18 protein-coding genes and 1 pseudogene are annotated in these 26923 nt (G+C 54.0%); 13 read left to right on the top strand and 6 right to left on the bottom strand.

Features of this window, described 5'->3' with window-relative positions; translation table 11 throughout:
• Position 1: 1 nt before the first annotated feature.
• The 7 genes from ACLIN2_RS25885 to pyrH all read left to right on the top strand — a co-directional run bounded on the left by ACLIN2_RS25885 (position 2) and on the right by pyrH (position 15257).
• Positions 2-1243 (top strand): exonuclease SbcCD subunit D, encoded by a 1242-nt coding sequence (locus ACLIN2_RS25885; RefSeq protein ID WP_092273619.1) that lies wholly within the window; start codon positions 2-4, stop codon positions 1241-1243.
• Complete coding sequence (locus tag ACLIN2_RS25880) at positions 1240-4893, top strand: AAA family ATPase (protein WP_411502547.1); 3654 nt, start codon at positions 1240-1242, stop codon at positions 4891-4893. The genes ACLIN2_RS25885 and ACLIN2_RS25880 overlap by 4 nt, the downstream gene beginning before the upstream one ends.
• A gap of 15 nt (positions 4894-4908) precedes the next feature.
• Positions 4909-8379 carry a helicase-exonuclease AddAB subunit AddB gene (gene addB, locus ACLIN2_RS25875; RefSeq protein ID WP_411502546.1) on the top strand — a complete coding sequence of 1157 codons (3471 nt, stop codon included), beginning with the start codon at positions 4909-4911 and terminating at the stop codon, positions 8377-8379.
• The gene (addA, locus tag ACLIN2_RS25870; protein WP_411502545.1) at positions 8376-12218 is read left to right on the top strand and encodes a helicase-exonuclease AddAB subunit AddA; all 3843 of its coding nucleotides are present in this window, start codon (positions 8376-8378) and stop codon (positions 12216-12218) included. The genes addB and addA overlap by 4 nt, the downstream gene beginning before the upstream one ends.
• Before the next feature lie 93 nt (positions 12219-12311).
• Entirely contained in the window at positions 12312-13730 is a 1419-nt protein-coding gene (locus ACLIN2_RS25865) for an amino acid permease (protein ID WP_411502544.1), read from the top strand.
• 108 nt (positions 13731-13838) lie between these two features.
• Entirely contained in the window at positions 13839-14357 is a 519-nt protein-coding gene (locus ACLIN2_RS25860; protein ID WP_411502543.1) for a DUF402 domain-containing protein, read from the top strand.
• A 165-nt stretch (positions 14358-14522) separates the two neighbouring features.
• Positions 14523-15257 carry a UMP kinase gene (gene pyrH / locus ACLIN2_RS25855; RefSeq protein WP_122923694.1) on the top strand — a complete coding sequence of 245 codons (735 nt, stop codon included), beginning with the start codon at positions 14523-14525 and terminating at the stop codon, positions 15255-15257.
• Positions 15258-15308: 51 nt separating this feature from the next.
• On the opposite strand, the gene cntE is transcribed toward pyrH, so the two are convergent.
• Both cntE and ACLIN2_RS25845 read right to left on the bottom strand, forming a co-directional pair.
• Positions 15309-16508, bottom strand: coding sequence for a staphylopine family metallophore export MFS transporter CntE (gene cntE / locus ACLIN2_RS25850; protein WP_411502542.1), 1200 nt, complete (start codon positions 16506-16508; stop codon positions 15309-15311).
• A gap of 101 nt (positions 16509-16609) precedes the next feature.
• A pseudogene (locus ACLIN2_RS25845) lies at positions 16610-17002 on the bottom strand (ABC transporter substrate-binding protein); the annotation flags it as partial.
• A 385-nt stretch (positions 17003-17387) separates the two neighbouring features.
• Between ACLIN2_RS25845 and ACLIN2_RS25840 the strand changes: the two are divergent.
• From ACLIN2_RS25840 to purU, 5 genes are all read left to right on the top strand, one after another.
• Positions 17388-18587 (top strand): HlyD family secretion protein, encoded by a 1200-nt coding sequence (locus ACLIN2_RS25840; protein WP_411502541.1) that lies wholly within the window; start codon positions 17388-17390, stop codon positions 18585-18587.
• Positions 18587-19354 carry an ABC transporter ATP-binding protein gene (locus tag ACLIN2_RS25835; RefSeq protein ID WP_411502540.1) on the top strand — a complete coding sequence of 256 codons (768 nt, stop codon included), beginning with the start codon at positions 18587-18589 and terminating at the stop codon, positions 19352-19354. The genes ACLIN2_RS25840 and ACLIN2_RS25835 overlap by 1 nt, the downstream gene beginning before the upstream one ends.
• On the top strand, positions 19351-20490 hold the full coding sequence (locus tag ACLIN2_RS25830) for an ABC transporter permease (RefSeq protein ID WP_411502539.1): 1140 nt from the start codon (positions 19351-19353) through the stop codon (positions 20488-20490). The genes ACLIN2_RS25835 and ACLIN2_RS25830 overlap by 4 nt, the downstream gene beginning before the upstream one ends.
• Positions 20491-20508: 18 nt before the next feature.
• Positions 20509-21186 (top strand): TetR/AcrR family transcriptional regulator, encoded by a 678-nt coding sequence (locus ACLIN2_RS25825; protein ID WP_411502538.1) that lies wholly within the window; start codon positions 20509-20511, stop codon positions 21184-21186.
• A 130-nt stretch (positions 21187-21316) separates the two neighbouring features.
• Complete coding sequence (purU, locus tag ACLIN2_RS25820) at positions 21317-22213, top strand: formyltetrahydrofolate deformylase (RefSeq protein WP_092273584.1); 897 nt, start codon at positions 21317-21319, stop codon at positions 22211-22213.
• A 129-nt stretch (positions 22214-22342) separates the two neighbouring features.
• On the opposite strand, the gene ACLIN2_RS25815 is transcribed toward purU, so the two are convergent.
• Positions 22343-23251, bottom strand: a complete 909-nt coding sequence (locus ACLIN2_RS25815; protein WP_411502537.1) for a LysR family transcriptional regulator — start codon at positions 23249-23251, stop codon at positions 22343-22345.
• Between the two features lie 154 nt (positions 23252-23405).
• Between ACLIN2_RS25815 and ACLIN2_RS25810 the strand changes: the two genes are divergently transcribed.
• Positions 23406-24617, top strand: a complete 1212-nt coding sequence (locus tag ACLIN2_RS25810) for an MFS transporter (RefSeq protein ID WP_411502536.1) — start codon at positions 23406-23408, stop codon at positions 24615-24617.
• Here ACLIN2_RS25810 and ACLIN2_RS25805 read toward each other — a convergent pair.
• The 3 genes from ACLIN2_RS25805 to ACLIN2_RS25795 form a co-directional block, all read right to left on the bottom strand.
• Positions 24547-25275: an alpha/beta hydrolase gene (locus ACLIN2_RS25805; protein ID WP_092273574.1), complete on the bottom strand. Its 729-nt coding sequence runs from the start codon at positions 25273-25275 to the stop codon at positions 24547-24549. The genes ACLIN2_RS25810 and ACLIN2_RS25805 overlap by 71 nt on opposite strands.
• Before the next feature lie 166 nt (positions 25276-25441).
• On the bottom strand, positions 25442-26098 hold the full coding sequence (locus tag ACLIN2_RS25800) for a CoA transferase subunit B (protein ID WP_092273571.1): 657 nt from the start codon (positions 26096-26098) through the stop codon (positions 25442-25444).
• Between the two features lie 41 nt (positions 26099-26139).
• The gene (locus ACLIN2_RS25795; protein WP_092273568.1) at positions 26140-26832 is read right to left on the bottom strand and encodes a CoA transferase subunit A; all 693 of its coding nucleotides are present in this window, start codon (positions 26830-26832) and stop codon (positions 26140-26142) included.
• Positions 26833-26923 lie beyond the last annotated feature (91 nt).

The following is a 26923-nucleotide window of genomic DNA, read 5'->3' as shown; positions in this document are numbered from 1 at the left end:
CATGCGCATTTTACATACAGCGGACTGGCATTTCGGGCGTCAGCTGGAAGGCAGGGACCGCCGGATCGAGCAAGCTGCATTTGTGGACGAGCTGTGCCAGATTGCGGATGACAAAAGCGTGGATCTAGTGCTGATCGCGGGAGATGTGTACGATTCCGTAAACCCTCCTGCCTGGGCGGAAGAGCTGTTTTACGAAGCGCTGGAACGTTTGTCTGCGGAAGGCACTAGGGGAGTGGTCGTCATCGCGGGCAATCACGATCAGCCTGAGCGAGTGAGAGCGGCTGCGCCATTGGCTACGAAGCACGGGATTGTCCTGCTGGGTCTGCCAAAGGAATCGCCGCTGACACCTGAGGAGACCGTAGAGGGGCGCGTGCGGATCGTCGATGGCGGTCCGTCTTGGCTGGAGCTTGCGGTGCCGGGATGCGAGCATCACGCAGTCGTGCTGGCTTTGCCATACCCATCGGAGTCCCGCTTGAAGGAGCTTTTGTCCGAGAGCTTCTCCCAAGAGCAGATGCAGCTCGCTTTTTCCGAGCGGATCGGGCAGCTACTTACGGAGCTTTCCCGCCATTTTCGTGACGATACGGTTAACCTGGTCACGAGCCATCTATTTGTCATGGGCGGACTGGAGACGGATTCGGAGCGACCTATTCAAATTGGGGGAGCGATGACCGTATCGCCGATGGCTTTCCCTGAGAAAGCAGATTACGTGGCGCTGGGACATTTGCACAGGCTGCAGAAGCTGCGGGAAAAACCACTCGTGCGTTACAGCGGGTCTCCTTTATCCTACAGCTTTTCTGAGGCAGGACAGAGCAAAGCTGTCGTCTTGGTCGAGGTAGTACCGGGCAGTGAGGTGCAGGAGGAAATTATTTATTTGACCAGCGGTCGTCCATTGGCACGCTGGAAAGCGACTGAAGGAATCTCTCAGGTAGAGCAGTGGCTCGCGGAGGGCAGAGATGCGGGGGCGTGGATCGATCTGGAGCTGCATGTATCTGACGTGATTGACCCGGCAGAATTTCAGCGTCTGCGCAAATTAAGCGATGATTTCCTCAAAATTCAGCGGGTCGTTGTGAGGGAAGACCGCCAGGATGAAGAGACTGAGAGGGTGGAGCTGGCTGAGCTGACGCCGGAGCAGCTTTTCCGCCGCTTTTATGAAAGAAAACGGGGAGCACAGCCAGATGAGCGTCTGGTGGCGATGTTTGAGCGGCTGCTTGCGGAAACCGGTGGAGAGGAGGAAGCGCAGTGAGGCCAATACGATTAAAGCTTTCTGGAATGCACAGTTATCGGGAATTGCAGGAGGTAGATTTCGAAATCCTGTGCCAGGCCGGACTGTTCGGGATATTCGGTCCGACGGGAAGCGGAAAGTCTACGATTCTGGACGCGATTACGCTCGCTTTATACGGACAGGTCGTGCGTCTGGGGGGAGGAAACCACCCGAAGGAAGTTCTCAATCAGCTGGAGCAGCGCGTCTTTGTCTCCTTTACCTTTGAGCTGGGAAAGGGTGAGGACCGCAAGCAGTACACGGTAGAGCGGGAATTTGGGCTGGACAAAAAGGGAAACAAGCGCCAACCGGAAGTGCGCTTGATCCAATCGAGAGCACTGACAGGTGAACCGGATGTCGTCCTCGAGTCCAAAGCGACAGCGGCTACAGCAGCGGTTGAGGAGCTGATCGGGCTGACACTGCAAGACTTTACGCGTGCGGTCGTCTTGCCGCAGGGGCAGTTTTCCCGCTTTTTGACGCTGAAAGGCAGCGAGCGCAACGAGATGCTCCAAAGGATGTTCCGCCTGCATATTTACGGTGAAAAACTGAGCGATCGCGTTCGTCATGCGCTGGAGCAGGCAAAGGAGCAGCTGCACCGTTTGCAGCTCGAGGTCGCAGCTCTGGGCGACGCAGGATATGACGCGCTGGAGGCAGCCAGACAGACATGGACGGATGCAGCAGAAAAAGAACAGGAATTCCATTCGCAAAAGCGGGAGATGGCCGAAAAGCTCAAGTCGCTGGAGCAGATTTACCGATGGCAGCAGGAGCTGGATACTGTACGCAAGCAGCTGGAGCAGTACACCGCGAGGCAGCCTGAAATCGACACGAAGAAAACGCAAATTCGCGGGTGGGAGTCCAGTATTCGGGTATGGCCGCATGTGCAGCAGTGGGAAAGATTGGATCAGGAGTGGCTCGCGACAGGACAAGCAGTCGAGCGAAGCCGCGAGGAGCAGGACAGCGTCCGCGTACTGGCGGAAGCAGCTGAGCTGGAGTACCAGAAGGCACAGGCATCTCTTTTGGCTCAGGAGCCTGACTTGACGCTGCAAAAGAGCAGACTAGCCCAAGCGGAAGAATGGGAGGCAGAGCTCGCGGCGATCCGGGCAGAATGGACAGGTCTGGAGCGGGAACGAGGCGAGATGATCGCTGCGCTAAACCAGACGGAGGAGCAGCTGGCTCGGGACGAGGAAGCGCTCCAAAATTGGGAGCAGGAGTGGAAGCGGCTGGACGAGCAGATGAAAGAGGCTGTAGTTACTCCAGAATGGCGCGATCAGGTGACAGCGGCGAGAGAAGCCAGACAGCAGTGGGAGCGAGAGACTTCCAAGCGCCAGGAGCTTCTGGACGAGGCGACTGCCGCCGAACGACAGCTTCAGGAAGCGATGCAAAAAGCACAGCACCATCGCACGGCATGGGAAGCAAGTGCACAAAAGCTCGAGCAGGCCAAGATGCGATGGAATTCGCCGGATTCCCAGCCGACGATGACTGATGGCGAATGGGAGCAGGCAAGAAGTATCCTGAACGAAATGAAGCAGGTTGGACGGCAGTGGCGTGAGCTAGTCCAGCAAAAAACAGACTGGAAGGATAAATGGGAGCGAATAAAGGCAGAGCAGCAGCTCGCTGAAGCCCGTTGGAGCGCCCTGCAAGCCGAGAGTGAGGCAAAAGAGGGGCAGGTGCTAAGGCAGCAGGAGAGCTTCCAGCGGCTGCGCGACTCGTTGGAGAGCTGGCAGCAGGAGAACATGGCTCGTTATTTGCGCGAGCGTCTGGCGGACGGCGATGAATGTCCGGTATGCGGATCCACACACCACAAGAGCGGGGAAACAGACCATACGGGGCAGGAAGATGCACGCTCGGAAGGCGATGAGCTGCGTGCTCGCGTGAAAGCAGCGGAAGAGGCGTGGCGCGAAGCAGAACGCTTGGCTCGGGCGGCCAAGGAAGCACTGCTTACAGCCCATGTAGAGCAGAAAGCGTTTGAAGAGCGGCTTACCACTTTGAAAAGCGAGTGGGATACGTTGGCTGCACGCGAGGAAGCACTGCAAAAAGAGTGCCGTGAAAACGGGGAAGCCTGGGCTGCGGTGGACTCTTTTGAAGATTTGCTGCGTGTGTACCAGTACGAGGAAAAAGAGCTTCTGGCAAAGCAGGCTGAGCGGGAACGATTGAAAGAAGAGCGGGAAAAGCTTGCCCTAGAGATCGAGGTACTGCGTGAGGAAGAGGCAGGACAAAAAGGCCTGCTTGCAAGAAGCGCGGTGATTGTAGAGCAACTGGAAAAATCGATCGCAGACGGAAAAAGCCGTCTGCAGGTCGCGGAAGAAAAGGTAAGGTATGCGGCGGAAGAGCTGGATGCCAAACGCAAAGACCTGCTGATCGAGGAAATCGAGCGCCACTTCGAGGAAATCGGCAGACGTGACCGGAAAATGGCAAGCCTGCAGAGTGTTCGCGCCGAAAAAGAGCAGCTGCGAGTGACGCTTGCAGCACAGTGCGATTCGGCGAAAGCGCGCCGCAGTGAATGCAAGGCGCGGGAGGCGGCAGCGGCAGAAAAGCTTGCCGACCGCAAAAAGCTGTGGGAGCAAAAGCATGTGCAGTGGCTGGAGCGAACTGGAGGACAGCCTGCACGCGAGCGTCTGCAAATGGTCGAAGAGACGCTCACAAAGCTGCGTCAGGCAGTTGCCACGGCAGAAGAGAAACGGAAAGAGACTGCTGCCGTTCGAGAAAATGTCCAAAACAATTTGTTGAAGCATACAGAGGCATATGCAGTCCTGACTCGACAAAGATCTGAAGCATACGAGGCGATGCAGCAGGCTCTCCGGGAAAACAGCATGGAATCCGCCGAGCAGGTGCGAAAGCTGTATGCGCAGCGCGATCAGCTGCAGGAGGCTGCTTCCGCAGTGGAAGCCTTTGAGCGGGCACGTGATCAGCAGCGCTATGACGAGGAGCGGCTCGTACAGTCTTTGGCTGGCCGCTCGGTATCCAGTGAGGAGTTTTTGCTCGCCAAACAGGAGTGGGAGGCATGGGAGCAGACCTTCCTCGAGGTTCAGAAGCAGGTTGCCGTAGCGAGGGAACAGGTAGACCGAATGGAGAGCAATCACGAAAAATGGTTGCTGCTGCAGGTACAGCTGGGAGAGCAGCAGGATGAGCAGAGCCGTCTGGAAGAGCTGAAAAAGCTGTTTGAAGCAAAAGCGTTTGTCCAGTTTATCGCTGAGGAGAAGCTGGCTTCGATCGCTCGGGATGCTTCTTATCACCTGAAGCGGATGACCGCCAATCGCTACGCGCTGGAAATCGGGGATGAAGGCGAGTTTGTGCTGCGAGATGAAGCAGCAGGAGGAATGCGCCGCCCTGTAAGCACGTTGTCAGGCGGAGAAACATTCCTGACCTCCCTATCACTGGCGCTGGCTCTCTCGATGGAAATTCAAATGCGGGGTGGACGTCTGGAGTTCTTCTTTCTGGACGAGGGCTTCGGTACTCTCGACCCTGAACTGCTGGAAGTAGTGATGGATGCATTGGAGCGTCTGCGCATGGACGACTTTACGATAGGGGTAATCAGTCACGTCCCGGAAATTCGCGTCCGGATGCCGCGTAGGCTGGTCGTCACTCCAGCGGAACCGATGGGAGCGGGAAGCAAGATTCATCTGGAAATGGAATAGCGAGGAGAGAGTGAAATGGCCGTTCAATTTGTGCTGGGGCGGGCAGGGACCGGGAAAACAACAGCGATTCACCAGCAGATCCGCGAGCATCTCTCAGCTAATCCGCTGGGAACGCCGATGATTTTGCTCGTTCCTGAGCAAGCCAGCTTTCAAGAAGAATACGCTTTGGCGACATTGCCCGGCTTAAATGGGGTTATGGGTACACAGGTACTCAGCTTTGGCAGGCTGGGGCATCGCTTGCTGCAGGAGCTGGGTGATTTGACGCTGGTTCCTGTAGACGATCTCGGCAAGCACATGGTATTGCGCATGCTGCTGGAGCGGTACAAGGATGAGCTGCAAATGTTCGCCCGGTCTGCTTTGCAGCCAGGCTTTGCCTCGCAGCTCGGCCGTCTGATCAGCGAGTTTAAATCGTATGGCGTGACACTTGCCCACTCGGAGAATTTGGAGTGGGGCAGTGCAAATTTAAATCAAAAGCTCCATGATCTTCGGCTGATCATGACAGCATACGAGGACTATTTGGCAGAGGGGTATTGCGATGCCGACGATATCCTGAATCGTGTAGCCACCATGATTCCCGACTCTGCCTACATCAAGAGCGCGGAGATATACATCGACGGATTTACGGGCTTCACGAACCAGGAGCTGCGCGTGATCGAACAGCTGATGCGCCATGCGAAAAAGGTAACGATCGCTCTCACCCTGGAGCCTTCAGAACGCCATTCCTCCGTGGATGAGCTGGGATTGTTTCATCCGACCTTGCGAACCTACCAAGCGCTTGAGCTGATCGCGCGGGAAGCAGGAGTCCGGATTGAGCAGCCGCTGCTGCAGAACGATTTGATTCGCTTTAAAAATAGCCCTTGGCTGCAGCATATCGAGCAGGTTTATTTTCAATGGGGAGATCCTGGAGCTGCTCCTGAGCCCAAGCGTGATAACGAGGTGGCGCTCCTGTCTGCCGCCAACAGGCGTTCTGAGGTGGAGGCTGTTGCGCTGCACATCTTGAAGCTTGCCCGGGAGGATGGGTACCGCTGGAAGGACATGGCCATTCTTTTGCGGGAGATCGGGACGTATGCGGATGAGATCAGCACGATCTTTACCGATTACGGCATTCCGCACTTTCTGGACCAAAAGAGAGGGGTGCTGCATCATCCTTTGGTGGAGCTTGTTCGTTCCGCACTCGAGGTCATCGTGACCAAATGGCGTTACGATGCAGTCTTCCGCTGTCTGAAGACTGATTTGTTTGCGCTGGATATTCTGGATGACAACGCGACACGAAAAGAAGTCGATCAATTGGAAAACTACGTGCTGGCACACGGGGTCTACGGCTCGCAGTGGGCGGACGATTCCGACTGGCACTTCCGCGGGGCAGCAGGGGCTCAGGAGGACGCAGCAGCAGATGCTTTGCGACGCAAGTACAGTGCACCGCTGCTTGCTTTTGAAAAAGAAATGAAGCAGGCGATGGGGATCAACGTACGGGCTATGACGACGGCCTTGTACAATCTGCTAGTTTCGCTCGATGTCCCTGGCAAGCTGGAGCGCTGGCAGAGAAATGCGGAAGAATCAGGAGATCTGGATACGGCACAGGTGCATGGTCAGCTGTGGACTGGCCTCATTGAGCTAATGGATCAGATCGTGGAGGTTATGGGCGAGGAAGTCATGGACGTCACGACGTACGCACGCGTGCTGGACACGGGGCTGGAGACAATAGAGCTTGGCTTGGTTCCACCTGCACTGGACCAGGTGCTGATAGGTTCGATGGAGCGCTCGAGACAGCCGGACGTCAAAGCGTTGTTTGTACTCGGGGTCAATGAGGGTGTCATACCGCTGCGACCAAAAGAAGAAGGCATTCTCGATGAAGCCGAGCGGGAAAGGCTGGCCGAGATGGGGATCGAGCTGGCTCCCAGTGCCAAGCAGCGCTTGATGGCAGAGCCTTATTTGCTCTATCAGGCGATGACGCGGCCTTCTGAGCGTCTGATGCTCAGCTGTGCTTTGGCAGATCATGAAGGAGCGGCTCTCCTGCCTTCCTCGGTCTTTTCACGGGTAAAGGAAGTGCTGCCAGCGGTCTCGCACCAATTTTTCCATAACGAGCCGACAGGAGAAGCAAAGACAGATGCCTTTTTGCTAGGAAGCCCGCGACGTGTGTTTCACCATCTATTGACGCTTTTGCGCGTCATGAAAAAGACTGGAGAGCTGCCGGTATTCTGGTGGGAGGTCTACGATTGGTTTCTGCACTCTTCCCGCGATGAGGCGAGAGAAAAATGGCTCCTGTCCGGTTTGCGTTACTCGAACCTGCCTGCCGAGCTGAAACAGGAGACAAGCTTTGGCTTGTACGGTACAGAACTGAAAATGAGCGTGTCACGTCTGGAGCGTTTCCAAGCCTGTCCTTTCTCGCATTTTTCCTCGCACGGCTTGCGGCTGTCCGAGCGTATGCTGTACAAGCTGGAGCGCTTCGATGTAGGGGAGCTTTTCCACGCCTCGATGAAACGGGCGGTGGAGAAGATGAACGAAGACAGTCTGGAATGGGGCAAGCTGACGGAATCAAACAGCATGCAGCTGGCGAGCGACGTCGTCGAAGAGCTGGTTCCCGCTACACGCAGCAGTATTTTGACGCGGACGGCGCGCTATCGCTACCTGTCAGGAAAATTAAAGCGAGCGGTAGGCAGGGCGATCTACGTCCTTGGCGAGCATGCCAAGCGCAGCCGATTTGCTCCCGTTGGGCTGGAGGTTGCTTTCGGACCGAATGGGGACCTGCCTGGTCTGAGACTCAAGCTGGATAACGGCGTGGACCTGCAATTGATTGGACGAATAGACCGGGTAGATCAATCGTTGGATGGGGACGTGCCGTATTTGCGGGTCATCGACTACAAATCCAGCCCCAAGCAGCTTCAGCTCTCGGATGTTTGGAACGGCCTCAACCTGCAGCTGTTGGTCTACCTCGATGTCGTGGTAGCGAATGCAGAGGAATGGCTGGGAAAACAGGCAGAAATGGGAGGGGTCTTCTACTATCAGGTAGCAGATCCGTTCGTGACAGCGAAACGGCTCCTGTCTTCCGATGAAGCGGCACGGGAGCGAGCCAAGCGCCTCCGCATGAAGGGCTTGATGCTGGCTGATCCCGAGCTGGCACGAATGATGGACGCTCATGTAGAGCAAGGGCCATCAGAGCTTTTGCCTTTTGAGATAAAAAAGGATGGGACGCTCTCTTCCCGCTCTTCCGTTGCGACAGCAGAACAATTTCAGTCGCTGACGACCTATGTGCGTGACACTGTGAAGGAAATCAGTACACGAATGACCAATGGGGCGATTCACATCGACCCATACTCCAACGGGACGATGACAGCTTGTGACTATTGTGCATACAAACCAGTCTGTCAGTTCGATGGAGAAACGGGCGGCAACTCTCATCGTCAATTGACGAAATGGAACAACAAGCAGGTGTGGAGCATGCTTGAACAACAACAGCTGTCAGGAGAGGACGGGATGAGCCTATGACGACACAACAGCCGGCACAGGCAAAGCCGGAGCAATGGACAGATGAGCAGTGGCAGGCGATCATCAAACGTGGGAACAACGTGCTGGTCGCCGCGGCTGCAGGCTCCGGTAAAACTTCCGTACTAGTGGAACGGATCATCCGCCGCATCATGGATGAGACAGAGCCGATTGGCGTCGACCAGCTGCTTGTCGTGACGTTTACGAACGCAGCTGCCGCTGAGATGCGTCATCGGATCGGCGACGCCTTGCGCAAGGCACTGAAGGAAGATCCTCATTCCGCTCATTTGCGTCGTCAGCTGGCTTTGCTTCAACGTGCGACGATCACCACCTTGCATTCTTTTTGTTTGGGGATTTTGCGGCAGTATTACTATTTGATCGATCTCGATCCGGATTTTCGCATTGCGGATCAGATGGAAGGGGAGCTTCTGCGGCAGGATGTCCTCGAAGAGCAGCTGGAGAGCTGGTATGAGGACGACGCCGACTTCCACGCACTGGCAGATGTCATGCTGGATGGGCAGGATGATCAGATTCTAGCAAACCTTCTTCTGCGTCTGTACGAGTTTTCGCGCAGTCATCCAGAGCCAGCGCAGTGGCTGCAGTCTGCGGCTGACATGTTCGCGGAGGCAGGACGGAAGGGAATTGACGGGCTGATGTGGGCGCGGAGTGTCTTGCGTTCGCTGGAGCTCGAGCTTGCAGGGCTAGCCGGCAAGCTGCAGCGTGCGGCTGCGCTCGCATCCTCGCCAGAAGGTCCTGTCGCTTACTTGCCGTTACTGGAGGCAGAAGCAGAGGCGCTCAAGCGCGCGCACGAAGCGTGCCGAGCTGGCTGGGAAGCAGCGCGGCAGGCAGTCAGCCTCGTCACCTTTGCCAAATTGCCGCCAGTGAAGGCCGCTGATACGAGCAAAGAAGTCAAAGAACAGGTGCAAGATCTGCGCAATAGTGTGAAGAAGTCTTTGGGCGATTTGGAGGAGCAGTACTTCTCCATGACAGCCGATCAGTATATAGCGGATTTGCATGTCATCGCACCCCATATGAATACGCTTGCCCGCCTGGTGACGGCATTTGCTGATGCATTCCAGCTGGAGAAGCGTTCACGGTCTATTGTGGACTTTGGCGATCTCGAGCATCTGGCCTTGCGCGTGCTCACGGAGAAGCAGGAGGACGGCACTATCGCACCGTCGCAGGTCTCCTTGCAGCTGCGCGAGCAATTTGCCGAGGTCCTCGTTGACGAATATCAGGATATTAACCTGGTGCAGGAGACCTTGCTGCAGATGGTATCCCGCGATGTGGAGACCAATGGTACTGCCAACCGTTTTATGGTAGGAGACGTGAAGCAGAGTATTTACCGATTCCGGCTGGCAGAGCCAAAGCTTTTCTTGGGAAAATATCTGACCTATCAAAAGGACGGCGAATCTTCCGAGCTGGCTGGTGATGAAGAGCTGATAGGTTTGCGAATCGACCTGGCTGCCAACTTCCGAAGCAGACGAGAAGTGGTGGATACCGTCAATTTCCTGTTCCGCCAGATCATGTCGCCGGGAGTCGGGGAGATTGATTACGATACGTCTGCAGAGCTGATCAATCGGGCGAGCTATCCAGATGTGGAGGAAGGGCGGCTGCAGGCAGAAGTTCTTCTCATCGACAGGAAAAGCGATCAGACAGAACCAGAGGCTGCATCTATATCAGAGGGAAGCGAGGAGTCTGAAGGAGCCAGCATCCCGGATAACGCCATAGAAAATGCAGAAGAGGCGAGTGTAGCCCAGCTGGAAGCACGCCTGATCGCAAAACGGATACGGAGTTGGATGGAGCCTGGAGAGGGTGAGGCGCCGCTGCTCGTTTTTGATAAGAAGGCAGGGGGGCTTCGGCCGCTTGCGTACCGGGATATTGTGATTCTCCTGCGTGCCACCTCCGGCTGGGGGGAAACGATGCAGGAGGAACTGCGTGAGGCGGGAATTCCCGTCTACGCCGAACAGACCGCGGGTTATTTTGCTGCAACAGAGGTCGAGACGATGCTCTCCTTGCTGCGAGTGATCGACAATCCCCTTCAGGATATTCCGTTGGCGGCGGTCCTTCGATCTCCCATTGTTGGCTTAAAAGAGGAAAATCTCGCGCAGATTCGGATTCGTTATACGACGGGTCCCTTCCATCAAGCTGTCGTCCAGTACGCAGATGAACAAGCGGCAGATGAGGGCTGGGAAAAAAGGCTGCGCTACTTCTTTACGCGACTGAAGCATTGGCGTACGCAGGCTCGGCGCGGTGCACTATCAGAGCTTCTGTCTGTCCTGTATCGGGAGACAGGCTATCTGGATTACGTGGCTGCCCTGGAAAATGGACAGCAGCGCGTAGCCAACCTGCGTGCCTTGTACGATCGTGCCCGTCAGTACGAAGCAGGCTCCTACAGAGGATTGTTCCGTTTCCTGCGCTTTGTCGATCGGATGCAGGAAGCGGGCAATGATCTGGGAGAAGCGCGGACGATCGGGGAAAACGAAGACGTCGTGCGCATCATGACGATCCATAAAAGTAAAGGGCTGGAGTTCCCTGTCGTATTCGTTGCAGGGATGGGCAAGCAGTTCAATACGATGGATCTCAAAAGCCAATTTTTGCTGCACAAGGATCTGGGCTTTGGACCGATGGCTTTCGAGCCACAGCTGCAGCTGCGTTATCCGAGCCTTGCAGCGCTAGGGATTCGCCAGCAGCTTCGACGTGACATGCTCGCAGAAGAAATGCGCGTCCTTTACGTGGCGTTGACCCGTGCCCGTGAAAAGCTGATCTTGCTAGGCTCTTCCAAGGATCTGGTGAAAAGTATAACGGAATGGGGAAGACAAGGGGACGAAGAGCGGCTTAGCGACGAGGATCTGATACAGGCAAAAGGCTACCTCGATTGGGTCGGCAGAGCCCTTTTGCGCCATCCGGCAGCTGACTCGCTTCGTTCGTATCCACAAGATCGGGGAACGGGAGAGAAGATTCAGGTACGATCGATCCCGGACGAATCGGAGTGGTCCTTTCACTTTTATTTGGCTGATGACTTAAGAGAGCAAGCACAGACAGCAGAAGACGAGGCTGCTCTGTGGGAGCGTATGAGCCGGCGAGAGGAGATTCATGATCGTCCGGTTGACGCCACGAAGCGAGAGCTGATCGAGCGCAGACTGAGCTGGAGCGATCCTCATCCGGTAGCTCCGCGTGTAGCAGCGAAATGGAGTGTCAGTGAGCTGAAGCGACACGCACGAACAGGAAAGAGCGGTACTCCGATCGTCTTGCCATCGATCACGGAAAAGCCGAAGTTTTTGTCGGAGCAAAAGTCGCATCGATTAAGTGGCGCTGAAAAAGGAACGATCACGCACTTGCTCATGCAGCATCTTGATCTGAGACGTCCACTCGATGAGGCAGATGTCAGGGAACAGCTGGCTGAACTGGCTGCAAGGCGTTTCTTGACCGAGGAACAGCTGGGAGCGGTGGATGTGGGCCAGATTGCACGCTTCTTTGCCGATCCGCTGGGACAGATGATGAAGCAGGCCAAAGTAGTCTATCGCGAGTTGCCGTTCACGATGACGATCCCGGCCAATGAAGTGGAGCCCGAGCTGGGAGAGCACACGCAGGAGCAGGTGATTGTCCAAGGCGTTATCGACTGCCTGCTGGAGGACCATGATGGTCGATTGATCCTCATCGACTTCAAGACAGACTGGATCGCCAAAGAACCGTCCCCTGCCGTTATCGAGGAGCTCACGAAAAGGTACGAGGGCCAGCTCAAGCTCTATGTCAGAGCGATTCGACAAATCACAAGGACAGAGCAGGAAATCGACAGCTATTTGTACCTGCTCGCCGGTGGTTTTGCGATTCGCGTGTAAGGATGCATAAATTCCCCTGATTCGGCTCACACTTCAACTGTTTTTCTTCTTGGAAAAATAGGCAAGCGCGGCCATTATTGGGGGTACTCTACGATGTCTTTGAGTCAGCAATTATTGAGGAAAAAAAAGGCCGAGACGCTGCTGGAACAGTCAGTGAGCAAAGAAGGCGCCTTGAAAAAATCGCTCAGCGCCTTTGATTTGACGATGCTGGGGATTGGAGCGATTGTCGGGACGGGCATTTTTGTTTTGACCGGTGTGGCTGCGGCCGAGCATGCAGGACCTGCTCTGGTGCTCTCTTTTGTCCTCTCTGCCCTCGCTTGTGTCTTTGCGGCCTTGTGCTATGCAGAGTTCGCCTCTACTGTACCTGTATCCGGCAGTGCGTACACATATAGCTACACGGCTTTTGGAGAGCTGGTAGCCTGGATGATTGGCTGGGACCTGATTTTGGAGTATGGCGTGGCGGCAGCGGCGGTAGCCAGCGGATGGTCCGGGTATGCACAAGGGCTTTTGACTGGTTTTGGCATTCATTTGCCGACCTCGATTACCAGCGCGTTTGATGCCTCCAAAGGAACCGTCATCGACTTGCCGGCGGTGGTCATCATTTTTGTCATAGCCATGCTGCTGATGAAAGGAACGCGGGAATCCGCCCGATTTAACTCCCTCATGGTCATCATCAAGGTGGTCGTCATCCTGCTGTTTCTGGCTGTCGGGATTGGCTATGTCAAACCTGAGAACTGGAGTCCGTTTATGCCGTTTGGCTTTTCCGGGGTAGCAACAGGAGCGGCTACCGTGTTTTTTGCCTTTATTGGTTTTGATGCTGTATCGACTGCGGCAGAAGAAGTCCGCAATCCCCAGCGAGATATGCCGATCGGGATTATTGCATCGCTATTGATTTGCACGGTTCTCTACATCGCGGTTTCCCTGACGCTGACAGGAATCGTCCCCTACGAGATGCTGAACGTCAAAAATCCGGTGGCATTTGCCCTGTCTTACGTTCAGCAGGATTGGGTGGCAGGCTTTATTTCGCTGGGAGCAATCGTCGGGATCACTACGGTGCTGCTCGTGATGATGTACGGACAAGCACGGCTGTTCTTTGCGATGAGCCGGGATGGCCTCTTGCCAGAGGTGTTCTCACAAGTGCATGAACAGACACAGGTTCCCCGCAAAAGCACCTTGATTGTCGGCATACTGGTCGCGATTTTCAGCGGCCTGCTCCCGCTAAATAAGCTGGCAGAGCTGACGAATATCGGGACGCTATTCGCCTTTATTCTCGTGTCCATCGGGGTGGTTGTCCTGCGCAGTACCAATCCGGATTTGCGGCGCTCTTTCCGTGTCCCGCTCGTCCCCGTGGTTCCGATTTTGGCCGTGATATTTTGCGGGTATTTGGTTTATAGCTTGCCGCTGATAACGAAGCTCGGATTTATCGGCTGGCTTGTTGTTGGCTTTTTCGTTTATTTTCTTTACGGACGCAGACACAGTCATTTGCATAAGGAAGCCACCAAAAATCGATGAAGATGTAAGGAAGGCATGTGTCTACAGGAGCATGCCTTCTTCGTATCTGCCAAAAAGATCCATTTCGTGGTAGAGTGAAGAGAAGGAAAATGATGAGGAGAACGGGCCATGAAGCGAAAACGAGCAGATCGTCCAGGCTGGAGACGAGTCAGACGTCTAGGTTACCAGGAGAAATGGGTAGAAGCGCTATCCTTTACCGGCTATGCCGTTCGCTTGACACTGGAGGAGGTCACTGATCCTGCCTATATGTGGGTCGGAGCAAAACGTCTATGTGTCGGGGATAGAGGCTATGTGTACCTGCAGTATTTTCCTCATGGAAAGGCGTATGCTGTGACCAAGATGCTGGACGAATTGGGAAACGTGGTGCAGTGGTACATAGATATTTGCAAGGCACATGGCAAGGATCAGAATGGTCATTTGTGGTACGACGATCTTTATTTGGATATTGTAGTGTTACCGGATGGCAGCGTGCACTTGCTCGATCAGGACGAACTGGATGAGGCGATGGAAAAAGGAATTATCAGCAAGTCGGAGCATCGCTTTGCTTGCGAGACAGCAGATGAGCTGTTGCAGAAAATTTTGGCTGGGGATCGGGATGTTTTTGACTTTCCGAATTTCTTTGCTTAAAATGATGAAGAGTTTGGGGATTCTTAAAAAAGGGAGGGGCAGGTTATGACAATGATCACATGGATTAGCCAGCCCGATACCTTTTGCTGAAAGAACGAGAGCGACATTTGCTTTCGTTCTTTTTTTCGTATAGCAAGAATAGACCATCACAGGAGGGGGAGCAGCATGCGTTACAAGCGAGTCTTGGTGAAATTGAGCGGAGGGGCTGTAGCGGGCGACAACGGCTTTGGCTTTGATCCTGAGCAGCTGGAGAACATTGCAGGGGAGATTTTGGCTCTTCTGGACATGGGAGTAGAGGTCGCCATTGTCATCGGAGGGGGCAACATTTTCCGTGGGAATATGGCGGATCAGTGGGGAATCGAGCGCGTTGAAGCAGATAACATCGGTACGCTCGCGACAGTCATCAATAGTTTGATGCTCCGCGGTGTGCTCAAGGCGAGAGTGAACCGGGAAGTCCGTGTCATGACGGCCGTTCCGATCAATGCCGTAGCCGAGCCGTACATTCGTCTGCGCGCAGTACACCATCTGGAAAAGGGCTACGTGGTGATCTTTGCGGGGGGCAATGGTCAGCCGTACGTGACCACAGATTATCCAGCTGTCCAACGAGCGCTGGAGGTCGAAGCAGATGCTATCTTAGTCGCCAAGCATGGCGTGGACGGTGTTTTTACGGCAGATCCGCGAAAGGATGCAGAAGCGAAGCAGTACCAGGCCCTCTCCTGTGACGAGGTTATTCGCAAGGACTTGAAGGTTATGGATCAGTCAGCCATGATTTTGGCACGCGATCACGGTTTGCCTTTGCATGTGTTCAATTTCGATCAGCCTGGTGCGATGGCAAGAATTTGCCAGGGAGAGCAGATTGGGACGTATATCGCGCGGGACGTGGAGGCTGTTTTGAAATAGGGGTTACGGAAAAGGCGAGGAGCTCTCTCATGGCGAGAGAGCTCTTCCTGTTTAGGACACATTTTCCTCCGTGGTCAGCGAACGCCTGGCGTAGGCAACCAGTATCATCGCTGCACCGAGGATCGCGCAAAGTGTATACATCGTGGAATAAGAGGAGAGATCTGCCACGGGGCCCATGACGATACCTCCTAGCGATATACCCAGATCAGCCATCGCAATGAACAAGCCGATCTGGGTAGGACGATCTTCCTTCGGCAACACAAAGCTTAAATAGGTTGTCAGCGTTGGATAGAGAAGAGCTTGAGCCACTCCCATTAAAACGGCGCCGGCATAAAGCAAAGCAGCTCCCGCCACTGCAGCCAGACTGACGCAAAGCGAAGCTATGGCTAGCAGCAGCATGGTGCTCATTGTAAAAAACGAATGCCATTTTCCATCTGAAGGAATTTTTTTCATCAGTCCAAAGCGTGTTGCCACAACAACCGCTGCCTGCAACATCAAATAGATAGCCGCGCTTCCACTGTTCAACTGTGCAGCATACAGCGGAATAAAGGCAGTTACGGCTCCGAAGATCACGGACGCGCTCAGCATGAGAACGCTGCATTTGAACAAATGCGGGTTTTTTACCAATTGGCTGACGGATTGCAGCATTGCAGTCCCTTGATTTGGCTGCTGGGACACGTCTTTTGCATCATCCGGGCGCCTGTCCATTTCTGCCGTATAGCCTACTACCCCCGTTAACACAGCAATCGCGATCATACATACAGCAAACATGTTCATCTGACTTGCCTGCAAAATGCCTATGGCGAGCAAAGGGCCGATCAAGCCCGGCAGGTAGGAGCACAAGGAATACATGGAAATGCCTTGCGAGCGATTCTTGTCGGGGAGGGCGTCAATAATGCCTAGCTGCAGCGCCATCGAAAAAAAGGCTGTGCAAACCCCCTGCAGCACGCGAGCGACGAAGTATCCGCCAAGATCCGTAAACGCATACATGACGAGTGCAGCCCCATTTACCACCAAGATCATGCGCAGCACCTTGATCGGCCCGTGACGCTGAATCAGCCCGCCTGCCCAGGGACGGAAAAGCATGGTGGTAAACAGGTAGGCGCCCATAATGATCCCTATCGTCGTATTGGACGCACCCAGCGCTTCGCCTTTCAAAGGAATCAAGACATGTAAAATCGAATTGCCGCTAAAATAAAGCAGCGTCAGCAAATACAGCCGCAGAAACGGCCAGGCGAAAGCTCCTTTCACAGCATGTACTCCTTCCTTGTCATTGGATCCAAACTCATACCATAATCTTCCTCAGCAATTCCTTTGCGTAGGGGGACTGAACATCACCCAAACGCTCGACATTTGATCCAGGTGTGCTTGCTTGCATTCCGCTGTACCGCTTCGATATTTTGCTTGACTGCGTCCGCGTTAAAAGGAGTTCCATCGTGGAAGGAGACGCCTTGCCGTAAATGGAAGGTGTACACCTTGCCGTCATCAGAGATGTCCCAGGATTCCGCCAATAGCGGCTTGATACCGTCTTTGGTGTTCTCGACTAACGATTCGTATACATTGCCTTGCGCAGGCATCGATCCCGGATACAAATGAGGATTCATGTCGTTTATATCCTTAGCTGTTGCATACACGAGCTCGTGAACTTGATCCGACGGGGTTGCGATATCACTCTCGCTGCACCCACTCAGTAAAACAAGGGCGAAAAAGGCTACAAACAGTCTGCGTACGGTTGAATTGCTCATAGTAAAATACCTCCACAAAAAAGAATCATTACGATTTACTTATTTCCAATTTATCGTAATGATTCCTATTATCATTGTCAATTAAAATTATAATTTCTAGCATCTCTCCAGCTAACGGTATCCAGATGTTTATCCACAAGTGGGGCAGACGCTGTGCGGAAAAGGGGAAGGGCTAGAAAGCATTTGCCACAAAAGAAAATAGTTTACGCAAGAGCGCCGTGAAGCATATAATCAAAACAAAAGTGAGTAATCACTCGCATGAAGTGAGCCTGCCTGTTCTTTCGTGAGACCAACTGGCCAGTTTGTCCAATCCAATAGGTGGCCGGTCAAAATTTACATGTAAAAATAGAGTGAGTACTCACATTCATAATGATGAGGTGGTTTTATGAGACGGATTCATCCTTACCTGCTAACGGCAGGGCTGGTATTCACACTTGCACTTTCAGGATGTACAGGATTTTCTCAGGAAAAGGCTGCTCTATCCGGCACGATCGAAGCAGATGAATGGCCGATCGTAGCGGAAGTAGGCGGGCTGGTAACAGAAGTTAAGGTAGAGGAGGGAACGCGTGTCAAAGCAGGACAGGAGCTGGCTGTAATCGACGAGCGAAGCTACCAGATCAGTGTCTCCGAGGCGAAGGCAGCGCTCGAACAAGCAACGGCACGTCTGGAGGAAGCAAAAGCGGGCAGCCGGGATTCGTCGATTCAAAAAGGAGTGGCAGCTGTTCAACAGGCGGATGCGAACATCAGGACTGCGCAGGCGCGCCAAAAACAGGCAGAAGCAGGGATACGCAGAGCAAAGGAGCAGCAGGCACAGGCACAGTCGCAGCTGGCAGGCGCCAAGCACACGCTTTCCTACCAACAGAATCGGCTAGCGGAGACCACGGCGCTCTTCAAGCAGGGTGCGGTTTCCCAAAAGGACTGGGAGGCCCAGCAGGAGGCCGTCAGTCAGGCGCAGACACAGGTAGACCAGTACGAGGCGCAGGTCGCAGCAGCACAGGCACAGTATGCGTCCGCCCAAGGAGAAGCTGCAGCCGCCAACGCGCAGACCGGAACAGCACAAGCACAGCAGGCAGGGGCTGTAGCGGATTTGGATCTGCTCAAAGAGGGCAGTACGGATTACACCATACGTGCGCTGTTGGCCGCCCAGCAGCAGGCGCAGGCCAAGCTGGACCAGGCGACTCTTCTGCTGGAAAAGACACGGATTACCGCTCCTGCAGATGGGATACTGCTGCGCTCCTCGATTGAGCAAGGCGAGGTTGCCAAAACGGGTGCAAACCTGTTCACACTGATGAAAGCCGACCAGCTCAAGCTCAAGGTATATATCCCGGAAGCGCAGCTCAACCTCGTGCAGCAAGGACAAAGCGTGGGGATTGGGGTCGATGCCTATCCCGGTGAGACCTTTGCGGGGAAGGTCTCACTGATATCCGAGAAGGCTGAGTTTACCCCCAAAAATGTGCAAACCCCTGATGAGCGTACAAAGCTCGTCTTTGCCGTCACGATTCAGATCACGGAAGGGCTGGACAAATTGAAGCCAGGCATGCCTGCCGATGTGATCTTGTCGGGAGCGTCGGAGGAGGGAAAATGATGAATGCCGCTATTTCCTGCAACGAGCTGACGAAGCGCTTTGGTGATCGCGTCGCTGTGAACAGTCTGACGTTGAGCGTGCCAAAAGGTTCCATCTACGGCTTCCTAGGTCCAAACGGCTCAGGCAAGTCGACGACGATTCGCATGCTGTGCGGGCTTTTGGTGCCTACCTCTGGAAGTGGCACGGTGCTTGGATTGGATGTCATGACGCAGAGTGAGGAGATCAAGCAGCGGATCGGCTACATGTCACAGAAGTTCAGCCTCTATGAGGATTTGACTGTCGAGGAAAATCTCGATTTTTACGCAGGTGTCTATCAGTTGAATGCAGCAGAGCGCAAGCAGCGCAAGGCAGAGCTCATCGAGATGGCCGGGCTGACTGGCCGGGAAAAGCAGATCGCAGGCTCCTTGTCTGGGGGCTGGAAGCAAAGGCTGGCTCTCTCCTGCGCTCTCTTGCACAAGCCTGAGCTATTGATTCTCGATGAGCCGACTGCGGGGGTTGATCCCGTATCCCGGCGAATCTTTTGGGACGTGATCCACGAGCTGGCTCGGCAAGGCATTACCGTGCTGGTCACCACGCACTACATGGACGAGGCGCAGACGTGCGACTGGATCGGCTTTATCTTTTTCGGCAACCTGCTGGCCCAAGGTACCCCACAGGAGCTGATTGAGAGGATGGATGCAAACAACCTGGAGGACGTCTTTATCGATTTGGTCAAGCAGGAGGAAGCCCGGCTTGCACAGGCTCGAGCAGGGGAGGGAGGCCGATGAAGCGCTTTGTCTTTGGACGCTACTGGTCGGTGGTGAAAAAGGAAGTCATCCAGATCAAGCGGGACCGCCCGAGCCTAGGGATCGCTTTGGTGATGCCGCTCATGATGCTGTTTTTGTTTGGCTATGCTGTCAATACGGACGTAAACGATATCAAGATGGTGGTGTGGGATCAAAACGCGACAGCCTACAGCCGCGAGCTGATCGATCAGTTCACGAATACACGCGTGTTTGAAGTATCTGCCCATGCGAGTGGCTACCGAGCGATCGAGTCGATGCTCGACGACGGCAGTGCCAGTGTCGCCCTGGTGATTCCTCCTGACTATGCACGTAAACGGGATCGAAACGAACCAGCCAACATCCAGATGCTCATCGATGGCTCCGATCCAAACATCGCTCGTACGGCTACCTCCAATGCCCAGCTGATCGTGCAAAATCGCTCGGTTACCATGCAGGAGTCACGTATGCAAAAGCAGGGCATGAGCGAGCTGGAGCCGCCGCTGACACTGGATTCACGGGTCTTGTTCAATCCGAATATGGAGAGCATCGTCTTTAACATCCCCGGACTGATTGGCCTCATCATGCAGAACGTGACGATGATCCTGACCGCCTTTTCCCTCGTGCGTGAAAAGGAACGCGGGACGATGGAGCAGCTGATCGTCACCCCGATCCGCCCGCTCGAGCTGATGCTTGGGAAAATTACGCCCTACGTCGGGATTGGTCTCTTTTCGTTTTGCCTCGTGCTTTTGGTAGGGACGTACTGGTTTGGCGTACCGGTCAAAGGCAGCATCTCCCTGTTGGTCAGCCTTTCGATATTGTTCCTGCTCACGACGCTGACACTCGGGATTTTTATTTCGACGATTGCCAAAACGCAGCTGCAAGCGATGCAGATCGCCTTTGCCTTCATCCTGCCGAGCGTGCTGTTGTCAGGCTTCATGTTCCCGCGCGAATCCATGCCGCTCGTGATACAATGGTTGGGTGGTCTTGTCCCGTTGACCTATTTTTTAGAGATTTTGCGGGGAATCTTTTTAAAAGCGGTGGATTTGACGGCGCTTTGGAAGGACGCGCTGGGGATGGGGATCTTTTTTCTCCTGATCTTGACGGTGTCCATGCTTCGTTTCCGCAAAAAGATTGAATAGAGGAGCGTATGGAAAAAGATGAACAAGCCATCCTTGGAAGAGGGCCTGTTGCAATTCGTAGAGGAATTAAAAGATGAGAGCGAGATGACGGAAAAGCAGAGAAGCATTCTGCGCGCGTCCATCAAGCTGTTTGCCGAAAAAGGATTCCATGCCAGCTCTACGGCGGAAATCGCGAAGGAAGCCGGAGTAGCAGAGGGCACGATATTTCGGCATTACAAATCCAAGAAGGATATTTTACTTGCAGTCGTGGCCCCCGTGCTGGTCAAATTCGCAGGGCCGTTTATTTTAAAGGACGTGCGGGAAATCTTTCGCGAGCAGGCGAAGAAGCCATTTGCGCAAATCGCCCAGGAGCTGTATCGCAACCGTCTGGATTTGATCGTGAGCAACGAAAGAACGATTCGCATCTTGCTGCAGGAAGCTTTTTTTCACGACGAGATCCGGGAAGCGTTGATCGCGACTGTATTTGCGGAAATAAAAGACACGGTGCAAAAGCTGATTGAAGCCAAAATCATAGCAAAGGAACTGCGCCCACTGCCATCTGAAGTCGTTTTTCGTGCGCTGTTGTCCTCGATGCTTGGGTTGATCCTGTTTCGCCAAGTGCTGGACAAAGACGATTTCCAGAAGCATAGCGACGAGGAGCAGATTGATTTCACCGTCGATATTTTGATGAACGGAATCGGTTATCGGGAACCATAGTTTTGCCGTGAATAAAAATTTTATTGATAAGTGAATCATGATGGGCCCATTTTGGCTATGGAAAAGCTGGCGGGGAATGGTATAATTGCAAACAACTTTTTGCTGTTCATCATGGAGGAGAGAGTAGATCATGCAACGTTTATCAGAGAGAGAATGGCAGGCGTATACGGAGAAATACAAGAATCGTGCACGCATGCTCATATCATGCCCGGACAGACCCGGAATCGTAGCGGCGATTTCCCATTTCCTGTTCCAGCAGGGGGCAAACATCGTACAGTCAGACCAATACACAACCGATCCGGAATCCGGCCGCTTTTTCATGCGGATTGAATTTGAGCTGAGCAACCTGGAAGAGCGCTGCGAGGTGATCAAGGCTGCGTTTAGTCCGATTGCAAAAAACTTCGAGATGGAATTTTCCTTGGTGCAGGCAAGCAAGCGCAAAAAGGTAGCGATCTTTGTCTCCAAGGAAGATCACTGCTTGCTTGAGCTTTTGTGGCGCTGGAATTCGGGCGAGCTGTACGCAGACATCTCGGTCGTGATCAGCAATCACCCGGACATGAGAGAAACCGTAGAGTCCTTTGGTATCCCTTACCACTGTATCCCTGTTACCAAAGAGAACAAGCCGGAAGCAGAAATAGCCCAAATCGCCGCAGCCGAAGGGGCAGACCTCATCGTGCTGGCTCGCTACATGCAGATCCTCTCGCCGCGTTTTTTGGAAGACTACGCGATGCGCATCATCAACATTCACCACTCGTTCCTGCCTGCCTTTGTGGGGGCAAAGCCTTATGAGCAGGCTTATCGCCGCGGTGTAAAGCTGATCGGAGCCACAGCTCATTACGTAACCGAAGAGCTGGATGCAGGTCCGATCATCGAGCAGGACGTACAGCGAGTCACTCATCAGGAAGATGTGGAAACCCTCAAGCAGCTGGGACGTCAGGTGGAGCGCACCGTGCTCGCTCGTGCAGTGGGCTGGCATCTGGAAGACCGCGTGCTGGTTTATGGCAACAAGACGATTGTGTTTCCGTAAAGAATCATGCTGGCAAAAACAAAGGCCCATCCGTTTCGGATTGGGCTCTTTTTCTTTTTGCCGCCGGCTTTACGACTCAGAGCTTTGAAAGAGGTTGGTAGCTTCTCAACGCTTATAAACCAGTTGCTTCTATAGCTGATAGAGGAGGGGCGGTGAAAAGTCCAGTACTGTCTCCACAAAACGAGCGACAACCGGGCGCTGCCTGCTCGCATCCATGCGCAGGCACAAATAGAGAGGGCGCTTGATATCGATCCCGGGAACGGTGACCTGTCCCACTTCGCCGCGGCTAATCAGCTCACGGACAGCTAGCTCGGGGGCGAGCATGGTACCGTAGCCAGCGCGAACGGATTGGATCGATTCAAACAGACCGTGGTATTGCAGACCGATTTGCGGTGGCTGGACTTGATGCTCGCGGCAGAGCGAAAACAGCTTTTCTCGAGTGGAGCTGCCCGGCTCACGCAGCAAAAAAGGCTCTTGAACGAGCTCCTCCAGTGAAATCTCTCGACCGGCAAATGGGTGGGTGGGAGGGACGATGAACCAGAATCGGACGTCCATCAGGTGGATGCGCTGGATGGGGAGATCATTCCACACTTCATTTGTAATGATGGCGAGATCGGCTTCGCAGCGCAGCAACCGTTCGATGGATTTCTGTGAGTTGCCGGTACGAATGTCCACTTCCACCTGGGGATGCTTCTGCTTGAAGCTCGCGAGCCACTGGGGAACCAAGTAGTGAGACGGAAGGAAAGTGGAGGTGAGGCGCAGCCGCCCTTTTGTGCCTTCCTTCATTTCTGCGAGATGCGACTCGATTTCCTTTTCCCAATCATAGAGGCGGCTCGCTTGCTCATAGAGAAAGCGGCCTTCCTCTGTCAAGGATATGCCTCGTCCATCAGGAGCGACCAAAGGAATATCCAGCTCGTTTTCCAGCTTGCGAATCTGTGCGCTCACGGCAGGCTGGCTGATGGAGAGAGCATCGGCAGCAGCTGTGACACTGCCTCTTCGCGCTACTTCTACGAAGATCCGAAGGGCATGCAGGTTCATAATCATTCTCCATTCATCACGTTTGCTTATGAATTCGTCAGTAAGATGTATTGGAAATGAGGAAGACTCCTCTGTACTGTATAGCATAGAAGCGTTATCGCGCAAAGGAGAAAAAACAGGAGTGAGATAGCGTTATCGCGCAAAGGAGAAAATCATGAGAGAGATAAAGGGGAAGACACAGGTCATCGCGGTTGCTTTGGTAACCGCCTTTTGCTTGTTGGGGGACTCCATGCTGTACATCGTCTTGCCGATCTATTGGCAGGAGGCCGGGCTATCCTCACTATGGGAGGTCGGGATTCTGCTCTCCGTCAATCGGCTGGTTCGCGTACCGCTGGGGCCATTGGTAGGGAAGTGGTACGAGCGCTCAGGGGGAAGAGTCGGGCTGATCGCAGCCGTCTTCCTTGCGTTCGTCACCACGATGTCGTATGGGCTGCATGGATTTTGGCTGTGGCTGGTGATGCGCAGTGTTTGGGGGATTGCGTGGACCTTTCTGCGGTTGGGAGCGTACTCCCTGATCGTATCTGTGTCGGAGGAAGACAATCGCGGACAGTTAATGGGCTTGTACAATGGCTTGTACAGATTGGGCAGTCTGGGCGGAATGATCGCAGGGGCGTTTCTGGCATCGATCTACGGCTTGGCGACGACAGCTGTGGTATTGGGATTCTTTTCATTGCCTGCACTGGTTCTGGTTTTTCGCTACATACGTCCCTCCTTTTCGAAGCGACACGTATATACAGACGCTGCTGCGATATCCGAGAGCTTTTGGAAGCAGCGAAGTGTCTGGTCAGTCATGGCGACAGCACTCGTCGTCGCGATGGTGTATCAGGGGATGTTCGCCTCCGCGCTGAGCCGGCTTATTGAGCTTCGGCAGTCTGTCTTTGAGTTCGGGGGACTGGTGCTGGGAGCCGCAGTCATGGCAAGTCTGGTTCAAGGAATGCGTTGGGGATGGGAGCCGTGGGCAGCTCCGTGGTCTGGCAAGCTATCTGATCGTTATGGGAGGAAGCGAATCTTTGCTTGTGCACTTCTCGCAGCAGCTCTGTTTTTCGGTTTGCTACAAACGCCAGTTGTCTTTCCATTCTGGGTCTGCTTTCTGCTGGGGATCCAATTGACGGCAACTGTATTGACTACGGTCATGGATGCGTTGGCAGCAGATGAGGCGGCCAGACAGGCAAACAGTACGGCACTGATGACCGTGTACTCGGTCGTGACGGATATAGGAGCTGCACTTGGGCCGCTGCTTGCCTTTTGGCTGGACGGTCGTCTGGGACTGGAGTCCATGTTCGGGGGGATCGCCCTTATCTTGCTGGCTCTGGCGATCTGGTGGGGGTATCAGCAGTCTCGTATTTGGAAGCGAAATGCGCTTTGATTTTTGTCAGAACATGTGCAATCGCCTCTTCTTTGTCAGGTCCGTGCAAAATCATGTGGTTGGAGTGTTCATACCAGCTGATTTCCGCAGAGGCGGCTTCGTTCACAGTGGAAGCCAGGATTTCTGCACTCACGGCGTGTACCGTATCGTCGTGGCGAGCTTGCAAAAGCACGTAGGGAGTGGTGATCTTCGGCAGCAGCGGCTTGGTCTCAGATAAAAGGCGACGGAACTGGACCATGCTGCTCAAGGGAATTCTGCCGATACCGTGTATGTAGCGGCGGGAATGTGTAGGGAAGTCCTCACGCAAGTAGTGGAGGGCTTCTTTTACGTCCCAGTATTTATATGGCGTATTGAGGGTGATGAGCAGCTCCACCGGATAGTTGGTGGTCAGGTGGAAAGCGAGCAGCCCTCCCATCGAAAAGCCGATAACGACAATCGAATCAGCACGCATGCGCAGCCGCTTGTAAGCTTCATCTGCAGAGCGCAGCCAGTCGTGACGAGTGCTTTTCGCCATTTGGCGACGTGTGGTTCCGTGTCCTTCTAGAGTGGGACATTCCACCTGGTAGCCTTCTTCGCGCAGTCGCATCGCCAGGGGGAGAATGTCGTTAATGTCTCCAGCAAAGCCATGAATGAGGAGACAACCGACCGTTTCGTTCATTTCGTATCGCCTCTCCAATCGCGTAAAAGTAGTGTGCCTCCGTATTATATACCGCGAGCAGTCCAGAAGCGACTTCACGGGTGTCTAAGCGCAAAAATTGTAAAAAAAGACCCCGCGCATCTGCGCCAAGGTCAAAGAATGAATGTGGTTATGATGCGGTTGCTGCTTACAGCCCGATCGTTTTCAGATCAGGGGAGACAATCAGCTGAGGCTGGGTGCACGCCTGAATGTCTTCAGCCGTGTAGCCTTCTGCCACTTCCACGAGGACGAGGCCCTCAGGTGTGACATCGAGTACAGCACGGTCGGTGATAATGCGGTTCACGACCTTTTTCCCTGTGAGAGGGAGTGCGCACTCATTCAAGATTTTGGTTTCACCATGCTTGTTCACGTGGTCCATGATGACGACGATTTTCTTCGCGCCGTGCACCAGATCCATCGCGCCGCCCATGCCTTTTACCATTTTGCCGGGAATCATCCAGTTCGCCAGGTCGCCCTGAGCAGATACTTCCATCGCGCCAAGGATAGCGAGATCGATGTGTCCACCGCGGATCATCGCAAACGATTCTGCACTAGAGAAGTAAGCGGCACCTGGAATGGCAGTAACGGTTTCTTTTCCGGCATTGATCAGATCTGGATCGAGTTCTGCTTCTGTCGGATACGGCCCGATTCCGAGCAGGCCATTTTCCGATTGCAGCACAACCGTTTTGCCTTCGGGGATGTAGTTGGCTACCAGTGTAGGCATCCCGATCCCCAGGTTTACGTAAAAGCCATCCTCGACTTCCTGAGCAGCACGAGTGGCGATTTGTTCACGAGTCAGCGACATATCAGTGTCCTCCTTATGAATGGCGTTCGTTTCCGCAAAAGTTAGGAGCGGACGGTACGGCGCTCAATTCGTTTTTCGAAAGATGGCGCCTGGATAATACGTTGCACATAGACGCTTGGTGTATGAACTTGGTTAGGGTCGAGCTCGCCTGTTTCCACGATTTCTTCTACTTCGACGATCGTGATTTTTCCGGCAGCCGCCATCATTGGGTTGAAGTTTTGAGCCGTTTTGCGGAACACGAGGTTGCCCATTTTGTCGGCCTTCCACGCTTTGATCAGCGCGAAATCTCCCGTGATGCCTTCCTCCAGCAAATACTCCTTGCCACCAAATACGCGTGTCTCACGGCCTTCTGCAATCGGGGTACCTACGCCTGCCGGAGTGTAGAAAGCAGGAATGCCAGCGCCGCCAGCACGTACACGCTCAGCCAGTGTACCTTGAGGAGTCAGTTCAACCTCCAGCTCGCCGGAGAGGAATTGACGCTCGAATTCCTTGTTTTCCCCAACGTAAGAGGAAATCATTTTTTTGATTTGCTTTTCGCGCAGCAGAAGCCCAAGTCCCCAGTCGTCGACTCCACAGTTGTTGGACACGACAGTGAGGTTGCCCACTCCCTTGTCACGCAAGGCGATGATCAGATTTTCAGGAATCCCTACGAGTCCGAATCCGCCTACCAAAAGAGTTGCTCCATCATGGATATCTGCCACGATGTCTGTGTAAGAGGTGAAAATTTTAGCCATGTCGATCACTCCTATCGTGAAAAAATGACGTTAATAATGGATAGGTAAGCGCTAACAATCCATAGCGCAACAATGTAAGTAGATTGCTCTT

It is taken from the genome of Brevibacillus centrosporus (assembly GCF_046622605.1).
In the GTDB taxonomy this organism is placed as follows: Bacteria; Bacillota; Bacilli; order Brevibacillales; family Brevibacillaceae; genus Brevibacillus; species Brevibacillus centrosporus.
This window is presented reverse-complemented; position numbering and strand designations above follow the sequence as displayed.

Bases quoted from the DNA above. Each gene is read 5' to 3' on its own strand.
- ACLIN2_RS25885 (WP_092273619.1), top strand. From the start codon at position 2: ATGCGCATTTTACATACAGCGGACTGGCATTTCGGGCGTCAGCTGGAA.
- addB (WP_411502546.1), top strand. From the start codon at position 4,909: ATGGCCGTTCAATTTGTGCTGGGGCGGGCAGGGACCGGGAAAACAACA.
- addA (WP_411502545.1), top strand. From the start codon at position 8,376: ATGACGACACAACAGCCGGCACAGGCAAAGCCGGAGCAATGGACAGAT.
- ACLIN2_RS25865 (WP_411502544.1), top strand. From the start codon at position 12,312: ATGTCTTTGAGTCAGCAATTATTGAGGAAAAAAAAGGCCGAGACGCTG.
- ACLIN2_RS25860 (WP_411502543.1), top strand. From the start codon at position 13,839: ATGAAGCGAAAACGAGCAGATCGTCCAGGCTGGAGACGAGTCAGACGT.
- pyrH (WP_122923694.1), top strand. From the start codon at position 14,523: ATGCGTTACAAGCGAGTCTTGGTGAAATTGAGCGGAGGGGCTGTAGCG.
- ACLIN2_RS25840 (WP_411502541.1), top strand. From the start codon at position 17,388: ATGAGACGGATTCATCCTTACCTGCTAACGGCAGGGCTGGTATTCACA.
- ACLIN2_RS25835 (WP_411502540.1), top strand. From the start codon at position 18,587: ATGAATGCCGCTATTTCCTGCAACGAGCTGACGAAGCGCTTTGGTGAT.
- ACLIN2_RS25830 (WP_411502539.1), top strand. From the start codon at position 19,351: ATGAAGCGCTTTGTCTTTGGACGCTACTGGTCGGTGGTGAAAAAGGAA.
- ACLIN2_RS25825 (WP_411502538.1), top strand. From the start codon at position 20,509: ATGAACAAGCCATCCTTGGAAGAGGGCCTGTTGCAATTCGTAGAGGAA.
- purU (WP_092273584.1), top strand. From the start codon at position 21,317: ATGCAACGTTTATCAGAGAGAGAATGGCAGGCGTATACGGAGAAATAC.
- ACLIN2_RS25815 (WP_411502537.1), bottom strand. From the start codon at position 23,251: ATGAACCTGCATGCCCTTCGGATCTTCGTAGAAGTAGCGCGAAGAGGC.
- ACLIN2_RS25810 (WP_411502536.1), top strand. From the start codon at position 23,406: ATGAGAGAGATAAAGGGGAAGACACAGGTCATCGCGGTTGCTTTGGTA.
- ACLIN2_RS25805 (WP_092273574.1), bottom strand. From the start codon at position 25,275: ATGAACGAAACGGTCGGTTGTCTCCTCATTCATGGCTTTGCTGGAGAC.
- ACLIN2_RS25800 (WP_092273571.1), bottom strand. From the start codon at position 26,098: ATGTCGCTGACTCGTGAACAAATCGCCACTCGTGCTGCTCAGGAAGTC.
- ACLIN2_RS25795 (WP_092273568.1), bottom strand. From the start codon at position 26,832: ATGGCTAAAATTTTCACCTCTTACACAGACATCGTGGCAGATATCCAT.